This is a genomic window from Paenibacillus harenae DSM 16969, assembly GCF_000422465.1.
Classification (GTDB): domain Bacteria; phylum Bacillota; class Bacilli; order Paenibacillales; family Paenibacillaceae; genus Pristimantibacillus; species Pristimantibacillus harenae.
Window position 1 is genome coordinate 111,515 of record NZ_AULV01000019.1, and the last position, 15,912, is coordinate 127,426.

Genomic DNA, 15,912 nt, shown 5'->3' on the forward strand with positions numbered 1-15,912 from the left:
GCTCCATGGGCGAGACCGTAAATTTTCAAGATGTTATTAAGAAAAGCATGCTTCATCTGGAAGCGTTTCGAAGCATTTCGTATGTAGATATGCTGCTCGGTCTGGCTTGCGCCTTTGCGATCGGACTTTTTATCTATTGGATTTATCGCAAAACCTTTCGCGGCGTCGTATACAGCTACAACTACAATGTATCCTTTGTTTTAATGACCATTATTACCGCGCTGATTATTATGACCATAAGCACCAACATCGTATTATCTCTAGGTATGGTCGGCGCGCTGAGCATTGTCCGTTTTCGAACGGCCGTAAAGGATCCGTTAGATATCGTATATATGTTCTGGTCCATCGCTGCGGGAATAGCAAGCGGGGCCAAAATGTATCCTCTCGCCCTATTCGGTTCCATCGTTATCGGCTTAACGCTAATGTGGCTGTCCAGACGCAAGATTAAAGAGCAATCATTCCTGCTAATTGTACGGCACAATGAAGAAGCGGCCACTGAACTGCGTATACTGCTGCGCAAGCTGGATACAAAGCTGAAATCGAAGACGGTCCGCAAGGATTTTACGGAGCTGACGGTGGAAATTAAATTAAGGGACGATAATACCGCATTTATGCAGACGATAAATGAAATTCAAGGTGTACATGATACGTCGCTCATTAATTACACTGGCGACTATGCGCAATAGATAATGCCCTTTTTTGTGGGTCGTGAACGGCCAGGCCTTTCACGGGGATACCTTGGGTACGAACAGTTCGGTAGGCGCAGGATGCGCGCAGGTTACCGTCAATATGAGCATGAAGATTTTCCGCCGGCAAGTTTTAATAAAAGGAGTGTGAGGGCTTAGATGAGCTTTCAACAATGGAAAGCGCAAATGGACAGTTCCTATCGGATTTGCGCATTTGGTTCCAGCAATACGGAATTATCTCTGGCTAATGAAGGGAAGCATAACTGGGTTGACTGGCTGTATATCAACCTGCGAAAAGAAGTTGGCAATCATGTTATTGTAACGAACTTAGGAATCGGCGGGGAAACAACCATTCAACTGCTCGACCGCATGGAACGCGACGTTAAACCTTTGCAGCCCTCGCTTGTTATCGTTACGATAGGAGGCAATGATGCCGCTACTGAAATGCCGTTAAAGCTGTACGCCGAGCGGCTGAAAACGATTTGTTCCATTATTCGCTCCTATGAAGCGGTGCCGGTGCTTCAAACTTATTATTGTCCCGTGTACCATAATGGGACTCCCGGTTTTGAACGGCGCTTTGAAGCGAATATGCAAGCGAACAGAGACCTGGCTCAAGAGATGGGTCTGAAGCTAATCGACCAGTATGCCTTTTTTGAACCCTATTACCGCGCGGACCCGAAGGAATATGAGAAGCTGATGCGAGATTGGCTGCATGTGAACCATCTGGGTAATCTGGTCATGGCCCAACATATTTCCATCAGCTTCGGACTTCCCGAGCTTCCTGTTCCTGAAGAATGGAAGAAGCAATTTGTCCCTTTATACGAAAAAATGATCCAAGTCGCGAACCGTCAGGTTTAGTGATAACGAGAAGCTGCCGAACGCCGGCGGCTTTTTTTGTATTCAGTTCCCGGCACCATAAACCGATTACAAGAAAGCTTAAACTATTACGGGAAGCTTTATCTCCATCAATTCAAGAAAATTTCGCATGAAAAAAGGATGAACCTTCCCATTTGCATGAATGTAGTAATCTTAAATTATCAAATGGTGAAAGGCGCTTTGAAGGGAGACCATGGATGAAGGTGCCGAAAGCCGGAGAGATAGAGGAGGAGCAATGACTAAAAATAATTTTGCGGTTGAAACACGGGGTTTGAGAAAATCGTTTGGCAGTGTAGAGGTGTTAAAAGGAATTGACCTTCAGGTCGAGCGAGGAACCGTCTATGCCATCCTCGGGCCGAATGGAGCCGGAAAGACGACGCTGGTCAACATTTTATCAACGCTGATTCGTCCCGATTCCGGCACTGCTCAAGTATTTGGATTGGATGTCGTCCATGACGCCGACAAAGTCCGGGGTATGGTGGGCCTGACCGGACAGTTCGCCGCGGTGGATGAGGAGCTGAGCGGACGTGATAACCTTGTCCTGTTCGGGAGATTGACGGGATACGGGAGAAAGGCGGCTTATGCGAGAGCGGATGAATTACTGGATGCATTTGACTTGACGGATGCCGCGTACCGCCATGCCGGCAAGTATTCGGGCGGGATGCGCCGGCGCTTAGATATTGCTGCTGCCATGCTGGTCATGCCGGATCTGCTGTTCCTGGATGAGCCGACGACCGGTCTTGATCCCCGGAGCAGGAACGGCGTATGGGATATTGTTCGAACGCTGGTGGACAGAGGAACGACCGTTCTGCTGACGACTCAATATTTGGAAGAGGCAGATCAGCTGGCTGACCGTCTTGCCGTGATAGACGGGGGAACGGTTATCGCCGAAGGCACGGCGGCTGAATTGAAGGCATCGGTCGGTTCCGGTACCGTCCACATTCGTCTCACGAAACCGGAGCAGCGAGCGCTGGCTGAACAGGTGCTTCAGCGCGAGTTGGATGCCGCCGCGGTCCGGCTGCATGCCGAACCGGCGTCTTTGTCGGCGCAGGTGTCGGACCCCGAGCTGGCAGCGCGCTTATTGACCGAGCTGTCCCGCGAGGGAATCGAAACGGTACAGTTCTCGCTGGGGCAGCCCAGTCTTGACGAGGTATTCCTCGCCCTTACCGGAAGACCGGCCGAAGAAGAAAAGGAGGAAAACGTATCATGAGTACCAATCAACCGAAATTGTTGAGGGTTTTGACCGTAAGCAGCCATCCGAATCGTCCGAATGCGCTGAGCGCCGTGCTGACATTTACATGGCGGTCATTGAAGAAAACGGTAAGCCAGCTTCCGTACATGGCCATTGACGTTCTCATCTTCCCGGTCATCTTCCTGCTGATCTTTACCTTCATGTTCGGCGGCGCCATTTCCGGCTCGACCGGGAATTACCTGCAGTTTCTGCTGCCCGGCATGCTGGTCTATACCGTAACGACGATGACCGTATATATCGGAATATCGATCAAAACCGATATAGACCGCGGCGTGTTCAACCGCTTCCGGACCCTTCCGTTCTGGCAGCCCGCGGCGATCATTGGCACGATGCTGGTCAACCTTCTCTCCTACGCCGCGGCGCTTGCGACAACGATTGCCTTCGGATTGCTGCTGGGCTTCCGCCCGGAGGCAGGCTTAACCGGCGCCTTGCTTGCGCTGCTGCTTGTCATTATGTACGCGTTTAGCGTCAGTTGGATTTTCGCTTGTATCGGTGTTGTCGCCAAAAAGACGGAGTCGATCACAAGCATGACCTACATCGTCCTCTATCCTCTTATGTTCACAAGCAACGTCTTCACGGATACTTCGACCATGCCTGACTGGCTTGGCCCGATTATCGCCTACAATCCGATAAGTCTAGCTTCTACGGCAGCTCGCGGTCTGATGCACGGCACGGCGACTGCGCAGGATCTCATCACGGCGCTTGCCGGAATGGCGCTGTTCATTCTTGTGTTCGCGCCGCTAACCTTCCGGCTTTACCGTCAGAAAGCGAAGCAATAATCGTTCGGCCTGCTGCCCTATCATATGGCGGCAGGTTCTTTTTATACTTTTTTTATAATTCGTAAAGAATAGGTTTATGATCGGTCTTTATATTGGGAAGAAGAAGACGAATCATGTAAGCGCAGGTAGGGTTATATGTGGTGCAGCATAAGAGATGCATGGATGGCTTACGGGAAAAACTCCCGCTATTTAGTCCCGGCACATCAATAATGATGATCTAACGGGAAAACCTGGCGTTAATTCCGAGTGGAATCGTATCTTACCGGAAAACGGACCGAATTAGCGGGAGAAAATCCAGCTAGACTCATCTTATTCGCTAATGACCCTCAATTAGAGGGGGATTTTCCGCTTCGATCCACTTAAACATCTGCCCATGCAATCGGCGCATGGGCTTTTTGTGCGGAAACCAGAGAAAATCGTGTAGTTTTGCGAAAATAGGCAATTGGTAAATATTGCGGTGACGTAAAAAAAGGTGGATGTTTAACAAAATTGACACATTAGCCGTAGATTCCGAATTGTCAGAGTAGTTGGTCATCTAAGCGCTTTCTTTAGAGCGGCTGCGTTTTCGGGCGACCGCGAAAATAACATATTTACGTTTTTTTAACTTGTCAGGTATGGTTGGATAAGAAAAGGCAGCACAATAACGATCCGGAAGGGAGAGGTTCCATGCAGGAGACTGGCGGTGTCATCAAGGGCAATGTGCTTCCGGAGCGGGAGAAGGGAAGAAATAAAGGTTGGAAGCGGATGGTTCGGAACTGGGAGCTTTACCTGTTTATAGCCCCCGCCTTTTTCTACTTTTTAATCTTTTCTTACGGTCCGATGTACGGCATCCAAATTGCGTTTAAGAACTTTATTCCAACGAAAGGGATCTTCGGGAGCCCGTGGGTGGGGTTCGACCATTTTACCCGTTTCTTCAATTCCTATTACTTCTGGGACTTGTTATGGAACACATTGAGCATCAGCCTGTATGAGCTCGCTGTCGGATTTCCGATACCGATTATACTGGCGCTCGCCTTCAATGAATTAAAGGACGGCTTCTTTAAGCGGACGGCCCAGACCGTTACGTATGCGCCGCATTTTATTTCCGTCGTCGTTATGGCGGGGATGATCATTACCTTCCTGTCGCCATCGTCGGGAATGGTCACGCATTTGATCGAATGGCTCGGCTTTGAAGCGCCTGAATTTCTGACGGACCCCCGGTGGTTCAAGACGATGTATGTATTCTCGGGCGTCTGGCAGAGCGCGGGATGGGGAACCATCATTTATTTGGCGGCGCTCTCGGGCGTTGACCCGGGACTGCATGAAGCGGCGATTATCGACGGCGCAACCAGGTTCCAGCGCGTTCGCCATATTAATATCCCTACGCTCATTCCTACGATGACGATCCTGTTGATTCTGAATATGGGCAGCCTGCTCGGGGTCGGATTCGAGAAAATATTATTGCTGCAAAATTCGCTTAATATGGAAGCCTCGGATGTGATCTCGACCTTCGTCTATCGTTCGGGTCTTGTGGACGCCCAGTACAGCTTCTCGACCGCAATCGGCTTGTTTAATTCGGTCATTAATGCGATTGTGTTAGTTGTCGTGAACCAGATTGTACGACGTACCAATGAAAACAGCTTATGGTAGAAGGGAGCGGTACCGATGACTTCCGCCGTTAATGAATCCGGAAGGGATAAGCTATTCCTTATTTTCAACTATATGTACGTATTCCTCGCTTTTGTCATTGTGGCCTACCCGGTCATTTATATGATCAGCGCGTCCATCAGCGATCCGAAGCTCGTCGGCTCCGGCGAAATGTGGCTGTTGCCCAAGGGCATTACGTTCGAAGGGTATCAGAGGGTGTTCCAGACCAAAAGCATCTGGACCGGCTACGGCAACACCCTCCTCTATACGGTGGTCGGGACGGCGATCAATTTATTCGTTACGCTGCCGGCGGCCTACGCGCTAAGCCGCAGAGATTTTGCAGGGCGCCACTTCTTTATGGGCATGTTTATGGTGACTATGTTTTTCGGCGGCGGGCTTGTGCCAAGCTATTTGCTCGTCAAGGAGCTCGGCATGGTCAATACGATGTGGGCGATTGTCATTCCTTCGGCCGCCTCGATCTGGAACATCATCGTATGCCGCACCTTCTTTCAGACTTCGATACCGAAAGAGCTGCAGGAGGCGGCGCAAATTGACGGGTGCAGCAACTTTCGGATGTTCATGCGCATCATCCTGCCGCTATCGATGCCGATTATCGCGGTTATGGCTTTGTTCTACGGGGTAGGCAACTGGAACAGCTACTTCTCGGCATTGATCTACCTGAACGATGCCGCGAAATATCCTCTGCAGCTGGTGCTTCGCCAGATTCTCGTTCTGCAGGAGATGTCCGCCATGGGCGGGGGCGTCATGGATGCCTCGACGGCGTCGGCGCTCAACAATAAAGCGGAGATCGCCGCGCTGGTCAAATACGCCGTTATAATCGTAGCAACCGCGCCCGTTATCGCGATTTATCCGTTTCTTCAGCGCTATTTTGTGCAAGGTGTCATGATCGGTTCCGTTAAGGGCTGATCTTGCTCATAAAAAAAGATTAGTAAGGGAGAGGGTTTTCGGATGAAAAAGCTTCGTAAAGCATCTTCGCTGCTGCTTAGTCTCGCACTGCTTATCTCATTGCTCGCAGCCTGCAGCTCGCCGAAGAATGAAGGTACAGCGGGTGAAGGCAATAACGCCGCAGATACGCCGACGGCATCCGCCGAGGCCGGGGGAGTCAGCAAGGAAGGCTTCCCGATCGTCAGCGAGCCGGTGACATTGAAGCTGATGTCGCAGGACGTCGGCGTTGCGGATTGGACCAAAATGCCCGTGCTGCAAGAAATGGAAAAGCTGAGCGGCATCAAGCTGGAATTCCAGAACGCGCCGATCGACAGCTTTGCAACCAAAAAAAATCTCGTCTTCGCCAGCGGGGATTTGCCAGATATTTTCTACGCGGCGGATCTGAAGCCGGCGGAGCAAGTGACCTACGGTTCCCAGGGCGTGCTTATCCCTCTTGAAAAATACATCGATGAAGGTTACGCGCCTAACCTCAAGAAAATTTTCGACGAATATCCGGATATCCGCAAGTCGTTCACGACGCCGGACGGACATATGTACGCTCTGCCGTATATCGATCTGGCGGCGGTCTGGTACCGCAGTCCGATGTGGTATAACGGCAAGTTCCTGAAAGCGCTCGGCGTGACCGAGCTGCCGAAAACAACGGATGAGCTGTATGACTACCTGAAGCGCGTGAAGGAAGAAGATCCGAACGGTAACGGCGAGAAGGATGAAATCCCGCTCACCTCCATTAAGCTGGACGATCTGCGCATGTTCTTCCTCGGCTTCTGGGGGATTTACGATCCGGTTATTTATGCGGATAAAAACGACACGGTACATTATACGCCTCAAGAAGAAGGGTACAAAGGCTACCTCACCTTCATGAACCGCTTGTGGCAGGATGAGCTGCTCGACCATGAGACGTTCTCGCAGACGGATGAGCAGAAGAAAGCGAAAGGCCAAAACAACCAAATCGCATTGTTTAACGACTGGTTCCCGTATTTCACGTTAGGCGGCGAGCCAAGCGGCGACAATCCGATGATGACGCCGGTGAAGAGCGAGATTGCCGATTCTCCCGTATACGGCAAGCATCCCGGCATCTCCGCGAACGGCACGTTCGCGATTACGAGCAGCAACCCGAATCCGGAGGCTTCGATGCGCTGGGTCGATTACCTCTACAGCTATGAAGGATCGACCTTGTTTAACCAGGGTCCCGAGAATCTGCTGTGGAAGTACAAGAACAAGGAAGCGAAAGAGAAGGAATGGCTTCCCGTTCCAGGCGGCGGCGACCGTGAAGAGTATCGCGGCACCATCACGCCGAACTATGGCATTCTGACGCCGGGCATCAATACTGGCGATCTCGCCGTGGGACTTCGCAGCGAATTCGACGAATGGATCGACAAGGAAAATGCGGAGAAGCTGACGCCAATCGCGAAAGCGCCGTACCCGAACGTTTATCTGACAAACGATGAGCAAACCGAAGCATCCGCGCTGTTATCCGACCTGAATACGTACGTTCAGCAGATGGAAGCGAAATTTGTAACGGGACAAGAGTCGTTAAGCAATTGGGACAAGTACGCGGCTCAAATTAAAAAAATGGGCGGCGACCGGATCGCGGAGCTTTACCAAGGCGCGTACGACCGCTGGAATTCGGGCAAATAGGGAGTAAAGCAAGAAAAGCCCGGTCATGCGAAAGCGTGACCGGGTGTTGGTCTATCAACCCGTCCCGCTCTCCGCGTGCAGCTTGCGGTATTGCCCGGGCGTATGGCCGGTCTCTTTCTTGAACTTCCGGATAAAATTAGGCGTGTCCAGGTAGCCGACCCGGTTGATGATCTCTTTCAGCGGATCGTTTGTCGACGTTAATTGACGAATGACCTCGTCCAGCCTTTTTTGCCATATATATTGAATAAAGTTAAGACCCATCTTCTCCTTAAAGGTGCGGCTGACATGGGACGGCGAGATGGAGAACTCAAAGGCGATCGTCTCAAGGCTGAGCGTATGGTCCATGAAATGCTTGTCGATATACGCCACAATCCGGTCCATCTGGGACTGCTCTTCCTTCTGGTGATTGCGCTCGACCTGCCCGCAGATCCGGGAGGCGAGACGGAGAAACCCGCTCTCCAGCTCATCCAGGGAATAGCTGTATATCATCGTCGGAGCGACTTCTTGGATCAGATTGGGAATGCCGACCTCGGCCGCGGTCTTCAGCATCGCGTTCAGGATGTCAAAACAGACGCAGCGTCTGATTATCGCGGAAAGCTCCGTCGCCTGAAGTCCCCGGATGGCAGGACGAATCATCTGCGCGGCCACGTCATAGCTGCCCTGCTTCAAGCTCTGGGAGAGCTTCAGCAGCGAGCTGTTCGGAATCCAAAGCGTATGATCCGGCGCATAGGACAGCTTCTCGAAGTAGGTGACGGTGCCGTAGCCGGCGGATGTCCGCAATTCGAATGCGGAGCATGCTTCAATAAAAGACTGGTTCAGCTGATCCGGACTGGAATAGCAGGTGCCGACGCCGATCGCGGGCGTGACATCGAAGGCTTCAAGCAGATTGCCGCGCACCGCTTCGACAATGGACCGGACATGCGCGAATTCCTGCAGCTCCTGATTCAGATCAAAGCTGGTAATAAGCGCGATCTGATCCAGTTGAGGAAGCTCGACGCCGTAAGCATGCGCGCCCAGCTCCGGGAATTGAATCTGAGCCAGCAGCCCGATTCGTTCCTGATGCTCCAGCCGCTTCTCCTGCGAATCGATCGGCTCGTTCCATCCGATCACCATGACAAAGTGATGCGAACGGTCGAAGTGAAGATCGAAGGCTTCCTGCAGCTCCGGCGTAATGCTCTGGGCATTCCCGTATTTGAGCAGCATGGACAGAAAATGATTCCGGGCGTAAGGCTCTTGAAGATCCACGCGCGAGCTGTATTCCTGCAGGGCGGTGCGGATGCGGTCCAGTTCGTTCCCGGCTGCGGGGGCTCCGTCCGCCCGATGCTTCGGCTTCGCCTTGGCGTGGGCGAACTCCGCCAGCGTAGAGATCGGCTGGTATTGCATTCTGGCGAGCATGATGGCGATCGCGGCTCCTACAAGCACAAGGATGCTGAATAACATGATGATGAAGCTTCGGACATGCACGACGCTGCTGAAAAACTGCGAGCTTGGCATGACCGTCACGTACGACCAGCCGTTATTCTCCGACGTGACGGAGACGATCGAATGCGGTTTGCCGTTTAATAGACTTTCGTGAATGCCGGTTGACAGGCCGAACAACGATTTCGCCTCAGTTGGGGTCAATGCTTCGCCTTGCCGGTTGTCTACCAGAATCTGACCCTGGTTGTCGAGAATATACGAGAAGCCCTGATAGTTGCCAAGAATCGAATCGATAAGGCTGGTAAGCTCGGATTCCTTGATCAGATACAGGATCGTCCCGTGCGGGTTAGGATTAAAGGGCGTAATCGGAACCAGATAAGCCAGCATTTTATCCTCCAGATGGGAGTTGCGGATGACGGTGTCGGCCGGGCGCATAGTCGGAAACTTAACGTTATTTAAATCATCGAACACGACTTCATTGTCCCAATTGCTAAAGTTAAAGATGCTGGAAAATACATCAAGACTCGAGAGGCCTTTGGCGGAGTAGATATTGTTATCCTTATGAAAATAAAGGAACATTTCGCCAATAATCGAGCTTGTCGCTTTATATTGATCGAGCGCCTGAATGGCTTCTCCGCTAAAGTAAGGGTCGTGAACCCGATAAGGGGTCAGCCTCTTGTCGTAGGTGACTCGGGATGCGATTTCGCTTAGCTCCTTCATCCGTCCGTCAATGATGATTTTGGCTTGCGTTAACTGATTGAGTCGGGATTGTTCGATTTCCTCGCGGAGATTCGTAACGGCGTTCCGGTAGATGAACACGGTCATCAGAATTAACGGGATAAGCAAAATGAACAGATAGGACCATATATATTTTAAGAACAGCCTGGATTTGAAGTAGTTCCGCATCATGTGTTCTGCCCCCTATGAGATGCCGGTCGGTTTCGTTGTTTCTAATCATACCAACAAATCTATCGTTTGGACATAGAGCGGGAGTCGAAAGAACCGGAGCAAACGAAGGGGAATTCGGGCTGCAAAGGAGAATGAGGATGAAAATCGGATTAAGCTCGTACAGTTTATTGAAAGCTCTGAAGTCCGGGGAGATGAGCGTTCTGGACGCCATCCAGTGGATTGCCGATAACGGAGGGGAGCATATGGAGATTGTCCCTTACGGCTATTCGCTGATCGACGACCCGAAGCTGACGGATGCCGTCCGGGAGAAGGCGAAGTCGGCGGGCATAGCGCTGTCGAATTACTCGATGCCGGCAAATTTTGTGCAGGAGACGGAGGATTTATTTCACGAGGAGGTGGACCGTGTCAAGCGGCATGTCGATCTTGCGCACCGGCTCGGCATCAAGCATATGCGGCATGATGTAACCGCCTTTACGATTCCGCGGGAGAAGATGACGATTCAGTGGTTCGAGGAAAATTTGCATTTGATGATGAAGGGCAGCCAGCTGATCGCGGATTATGCGGCGCGGTACGACATGACGACGACGGTCGAAAATCACGGCTTCAGCGTACAGGCGAGCGACCGGGTACAGCGCTTGCTGCATGCGGTGAACCGGCCGAATTTCAAGACGACGCTCGATATCGGCAACTTCATGTGCGTGGACGAGAATCCGGTCATCGGCGTCAAGAAGAATCTTCCTTATGCCTCGCTTATCCATTTCAAAGACTTCTATTTCCGGCCGTACGACGAGCATCCGGGCGGGGGAGACTGGTTCCTGACCTCGAACGGGAACTACTTGCGCGGCGCCATTGTCGGGCAGGGGGATATCGAAATCCGCAAAATTGTGAGGCTGATCAAGGAATCGGGCTACGACGGCTATATGACGGTTGAATTCGAGGGGATGGAAGAATGCAAATCCGCCTCCCGCATCGCCATGGATAACTTGCGCCGTTTATGGAACGAGTGCTCTGAACCGGAGGGGATACAATGAACCGAAGCGGAGTGCCGGAGCCGGATATCGACTACGCTCCGAAATCGTATATTTGCAGGCGCGCACAAGAGCCGCTTGTGCTCGACGGCCGGCTCGATAAGCCGTTCTGGGCTGCTGCGGACTGGACCGACGAATTCGTCGATATCGAGGGGGACCGCCGTCCGAAGCCCGCGAAGCGAACCCGCGTTAAAATGCTGTGGGACGACGACTATTTTTATTTTGCGGCGGAATTGATTGAGGATCAAATATGGGCGACATTAACGGAGCGGGACTCGGTCATATTTTATGACAACGACTTTGAAATTTTTATCGACCCTGACGGGGACTCGCATCAGTATTATGAATTCGAAATCAATGCGCTGAACACCGTCTGGGATCTGCTGCTGGTCAAGCCTTACCGCGATGGCGGTCCTCCGGTTAACGGCTGGGACATGAACGGCCTTCGAACGGCGGTGCATATAGACGGTGAGCTGAACAAGCCGGGCGCGGCGAACCGGATGTGGAGCGTAGAGGTCGCAATGCCATGGAGCAGCTTGCGAGAATGCGCGGCTGAAGCGCGCCCTCCGGCGCCGGGAGAGTTCTGGCGCGTCAATTTCTCCCGCGTCGAATGGCGCGTTGAAGCGGCGGGCGGCGAATACCGCAAGGTGATCAATTCCGATACGGGCAAGCCTTACCCCGAGGATAACTGGGTATGGTCGCCGATGGGTCTCGTTAATATGCATTATCCTGAGCTGTGGGGGTATGTCCTGTTCGCGGACGGAGACGGCCGCCATTCGTTCGAGCTGCCGGAGGATGAACGGGTGAAATGGGAGCTGCGCAAGCTCTATTACCGCGAGCGCAACTACTTCGCCGAGCATGGCAAATATACGAAGGATATGAAATCGTTAATGCGGGATGGGGAGCAGTGGAGCATTAAGCCTGAGGCGGAGACGACCCGCAGCCTATTTCAAATTTCAGCGCCGTCAACGGACGGGAAGTCCGTCTTCTGCATTCGCGAAGACGGCAAGCTGTGGAAGGAGTGAGCCGCATGACCATTCAATCGTCCGCATTCTCGCTGGACTCCGGCGCAATGGAGCTGATCGAGCGGAAGTTTCAAGAGAAGCAGCAGATCGCGCAGACGAGAGCGCATGAGCTGTTTGATATTTTTCGCGAGGAGCTGACCGCAGAGGAGACTTGGGCGCTCAAATATTTGTACGCGTATATGCCGGTGAACGATTTGGCGGATTATGACGGTCCCTTATTCTTAAGTCACGTGAGGCGAACGCTGGACATTCGGGGAAAAGTCCCCTGGGGGCGGCGGGTGCCGGATTACCTCTTCCTGCATTTCGTCCTGCCGTACCGGGTCAATACAGAGAACATCGAGGATTCACGCGGCCTGCTGTACAACGAACTGGCGGAGCGCACCGCGCATTTGCCGATGGCGGATGCGATTCTGGAGACAAACTACTGGTGCCATGAGAAAGCGACTTACACCGGAAGCGATTTGCGGACCGTCTCGCCGCTGACGATGCTCCGGAGCGCCCGGGGACGCTGCGGGGAGGAATCGACGCTTGCGGTTGCCGCGCTGCGCAGCATCGGCATTCCCGCCCGCCAGGTGTATACGCCGCGCTGGGCGCACTGCGACGATAACCATGCCTGGGTGGAAGCGTGGGCGGACGGCAGCTGGCATTATATCGGCGCCTGCGAGCCGGAGCCGCGCCTCAATCAAGGCTGGTTCAGTCCGCCGGCGCGCCGGGCGATGCTGATCAATACGCGGATTTTCGCGAATTACCCGGGGCCGGAAGATATTACGTTCGAAGGCGGCTGGTTCACGGAAATCAATTTATTAGAAGGCTATGCGCCGACACGAACCGTTGCCGTTCTTGTGATGGACGAACGGAACCGGCCGGTTAGCGGAGCCGACGTTTATTTCGAGCTGTACAATTATGCTGAATTATTCCCAATCGCCGAGCTGCCGACGGATAGCCGGGGCGAAGCCTCGTTTAAGACGGGCTTCGGTGATCTCGTGGTCCGGGCAGTAAAGGACGGACGTTGGGGAGAGATAAAAATAAACGCGGAAGATCGCGGCCCTATCGAGATCGTATTGGATCAAGCGAGGCAGCCGGAAGGAACGGCGGACATTGACATGGTACCGCCCCCGGAACGTAACGGAGACTCTGCCGAGCCTCTTGCCGAGGAGCTGCTTCAACAGCATAATAAGCGGCTCGAGAAAGGAACGAGGCTCCGCGCCAGCTTCGAGAATACGTTCATGGATGAGACGCAAGCAGCCGATCTTGCCCAGGCTGCCGGGCTTCCGGCGGACCGCGTATGGGAGGTGCTTCGCAAGGCGCGCGGGAATGACCGCGAGCTTGCCGCCTTCCTGAAGGAGCGTTCCGGCGAATACGGCGAATGGCCGCTGCGGCTGCTGGAAAGCTTGAACGCGAAGGATTTGATCGATACGTTCCGGCCGGCGCTGGACGATCATCTGACCGGTTCCATGGCGCTGATCGGAGAGCTAGCGGAGGATATTTTCATCCGGTATGTACTCTGCCCGCGGGTATTATATGAAATGATTGTTCCCTATAAGCAATTTTTCCAAGCGGCGTTCACCGGAGCGGAGGTCGCTTCGTTCAAGGAGGCTCCAGCAGAGCTTGCGCGAAGACTGGAGACGGGCTTCAGTCTATGGGAGGATCTGCCTAACTTGAAGGGCAAAGGAAATCCGGCCGGTACCTACAAGCTGGGCAAGGGAGACCGGTTGTCGCTGTATATTTTGTTCGTGGCGGCCTGCCGCAGTCTGGGCATTCCGGCGCGGCTTCATCCGAGCGAGCAAAAGCCGCAGTATTTGGCCGATGGCGCTTGGCGGGATGCGATATTCGCTGACGGCTCCGAGGATCGTACAGAGAAGAAGGAGAACGGAAGGCTTCTTCTAATAAGGGACGATAGGCCGGCAGCAGGGACTCCGGCGGCTTCCTACTCCGAGAACTTCACGTTCGCGAGGCTGGAGAGCGGCATCTACAAAACGCTGGTCTACCCTTACGGGGAATCGGATGTGTATGCTGAACCGTTCGAGCTTAAGCCCGGTTCGTACCGGTTAACGACGGGCGTTCGCCTGAAGGACGGCACGGCTCGGGTGCGGCTCTCCTATTTCACCGTGCGCTCCGGTGAGTTAACGGCTATTCCGCTCACCTATCGCGAATCGTCGGTCGATATTCCCGTACTTGGCGCCATGAAGCGGAATGATCTGTTCCGCCTGCCGGATGGCTCCTTCCGGACGCTGGGCGATCTGGCCGGAACGGATGGCGCGGTCGTCGCTTGGATCGAACCGGAACGCGAGCCGACGAAGCATTTGATTCGTGAAATGACCGAGCTCGCCGGGCCGTTCAAGGACCTTGGCGCTCCGATTCTTCTTGTTGCCGGCGATTCCGAGTGGTCCGCGTCCTTTGATCCATCCGCTTATTCGGGCCTGCCGCCATGCGTGCAGTGGGTCCGGGATTCCTCCGATGCTGCCTTATCGGCGTTTATGTCGAACCAGGCTGCGGCGGAGGCGGGCTTTCCGCATCTTGTTGTGCTGGACAGCCAAGACCGGATTCGTTATGCGGCATCGGGCTATAAGATCGGAACCGGAAAGGAAGCTTTGCACATCCTGACTGCCTTACGGCAGCAGCATACGGAATGGAGGGATTCGTAAATGAAAGAGCGGAAAACCATCGTGGCGGGTTACGTAGTCGACGACAAACTGCCTGAGTTAACGCGGGACGATCTGCTGAAATTGACCCACTTGAATGTGGCCTTCGGCCATGTGCGGAGCGACGAAATTAAGACGGACCATCTGAAGCAGATGGATCATCTGCGGGACATCAAGCTCGAGCACCCGGAGCTTACGGTGCTCTTGTCCGTCGGCGGCTGGAGCGCAGGCGGTTTCTCCGAGGCGGCATCTACCGGCGGTGGCAGGAAACGGATGGCGGATTCGGCTGTCCGGGTGCTCACCGATTTTCCGTTCGACGGAATCGACATCGACTGGGAATACCCCTGCTACGGAGAAGCCGGCATCGGTTCGAGTCAAGGCGACAAAACGAACTTTACGCTGCTGCTTAAAGCGATGCGCGAAGCGTTGGACCGTAAAGGCGGGCAGGAAGGCCGGCATTATTTGCTTACGATCGCGGCAGGCGCGGACCAATATTACGTAGACGGCACGGAGATGGATCAAGTGCAGAAGTATCTGGATTTTGTACAGCTGATGACCTACGACATGCGTGGAGGCTTTCAAATCTTGACGGGACATCATACGAATCTGTATACGCCCGCCGGTGACCTGTTCCGGATCAGCACCGACGCTTCGGTTAACCTGTTTGTCCGCGCCGGAGTACCGAAGGAGAAAATCGTGATCGGGGCGGCCTTCTACTCCCGGCTCTGGAGCCAGGTTCCGGACCGCGGCAGCGGCCTTCACCAGATGGCGGGAACGACGGGCGGCTACGGCCCGGATTTTACGGCTCTAGCCGCGGATTACATCGACAAGAACGGATATGTCCGCTATTGGGACGATGAAGCGAAAGCGCCGTACCTATTTAACGGGCACACCTTCATCTCCTACGACGACGAACAATCGCTGCGGCACAAATGCGGCTATGTGAAGGACAACGGGCTGGCCGGGGTGATGTTCTGGGAATACGGCTGCGATAAGACTCACCGTCTGTTGCATGCGATTTACCAAGGGCTTAAGGAGTAGCAACTGTACTTTACAATAAACTTCA

The 15,912-nt window shown here is 53.5% G+C and carries 12 protein-coding genes; 11 read left to right on the forward strand and 1 reads right to left on the reverse strand.

What is annotated here, in order from left to right:
• Positions 1-5 precede the first annotated feature (5 nt).
• The 7 genes from H581_RS0107125 (at position 6) to H581_RS0107155 (ending at position 7,823) form a co-directional block, all read left to right on the forward strand.
• On the forward strand, positions 6-686 hold the full coding sequence (locus H581_RS0107125; protein ID WP_028609411.1) for a DUF4956 domain-containing protein: 681 nt from the start codon (positions 6-8) through the stop codon (positions 684-686).
• Between the two features lie 159 nt (positions 687-845).
• On the forward strand, positions 846-1,544 hold the full coding sequence (locus H581_RS0107130; RefSeq protein ID WP_028609412.1) for an SGNH/GDSL hydrolase family protein: 699 nt from the start codon (positions 846-848) through the stop codon (positions 1,542-1,544).
• Positions 1,545-1,797: 253 nt separating this feature from the next.
• Entirely contained in the window at positions 1,798-2,772 is a 975-nt protein-coding gene (locus tag H581_RS0107135; RefSeq protein ID WP_028609413.1) for a daunorubicin resistance protein DrrA family ABC transporter ATP-binding protein, read from the forward strand.
• Entirely contained in the window at positions 2,769-3,593 is an 825-nt protein-coding gene (locus tag H581_RS33320; protein WP_036718029.1) for an ABC transporter permease, read from the forward strand. Before H581_RS0107135 ends, H581_RS33320 begins: the two co-directional genes overlap by 4 nt.
• Positions 3,594-4,259: 666 nt before the next feature.
• The gene (locus tag H581_RS0107145; protein ID WP_028609414.1) at positions 4,260-5,222 is read left to right on the forward strand and encodes an ABC transporter permease; all 963 of its coding nucleotides are present in this window, start codon (positions 4,260-4,262) and stop codon (positions 5,220-5,222) included.
• 15 nt (positions 5,223-5,237) lie between these two features.
• Positions 5,238-6,146: a carbohydrate ABC transporter permease gene (locus tag H581_RS0107150; protein ID WP_028609415.1), complete on the forward strand. Its 909-nt coding sequence runs from the start codon at positions 5,238-5,240 to the stop codon at positions 6,144-6,146.
• 42 nt (positions 6,147-6,188) lie between these two features.
• Positions 6,189-7,823, forward strand: a complete 1,635-nt coding sequence (locus H581_RS0107155; protein ID WP_028609416.1) for an extracellular solute-binding protein — start codon at positions 6,189-6,191, stop codon at positions 7,821-7,823.
• Between the two features lie 54 nt (positions 7,824-7,877).
• Here the strand turns inward: H581_RS0107155 and H581_RS0107160 are convergent, their stop codons facing one another.
• Positions 7,878-10,151, reverse strand: a complete 2,274-nt coding sequence (locus tag H581_RS0107160) for a helix-turn-helix domain-containing protein (protein ID WP_028609417.1) — start codon at positions 10,149-10,151, stop codon at positions 7,878-7,880.
• Positions 10,152-10,288: 137 nt separating this feature from the next.
• Here H581_RS0107160 and H581_RS0107165 point away from each other — a divergent pair, with 137 nt between their 5' ends.
• The 4 genes from H581_RS0107165 to H581_RS0107180 are packed head-to-tail and all read left to right on the forward strand — an operon-like array spanning position 10,289 to position 15,887.
• Positions 10,289-11,182: a sugar phosphate isomerase/epimerase family protein gene (locus H581_RS0107165; protein ID WP_028609418.1), complete on the forward strand. Its 894-nt coding sequence runs from the start codon at positions 10,289-10,291 to the stop codon at positions 11,180-11,182.
• Positions 11,179-12,204, forward strand: a complete 1,026-nt coding sequence (locus tag H581_RS0107170) for a carbohydrate-binding family 9-like protein (RefSeq protein WP_028609419.1) — start codon at positions 11,179-11,181, stop codon at positions 12,202-12,204. The genes H581_RS0107165 and H581_RS0107170 overlap by 4 nt, the downstream gene beginning before the upstream one ends.
• 5 nt (positions 12,205-12,209) lie before the next feature.
• Positions 12,210-14,849 (forward strand): transglutaminase domain-containing protein, encoded by a 2,640-nt coding sequence (locus tag H581_RS0107175; RefSeq protein WP_028609420.1) that lies wholly within the window; start codon positions 12,210-12,212, stop codon positions 14,847-14,849.
• Positions 14,850-15,887, forward strand: a complete 1,038-nt coding sequence (locus H581_RS0107180; protein ID WP_028609421.1) for a glycoside hydrolase family 18 protein — start codon at positions 14,850-14,852, stop codon at positions 15,885-15,887.
• Positions 15,888-15,912 lie beyond the last annotated feature (25 nt).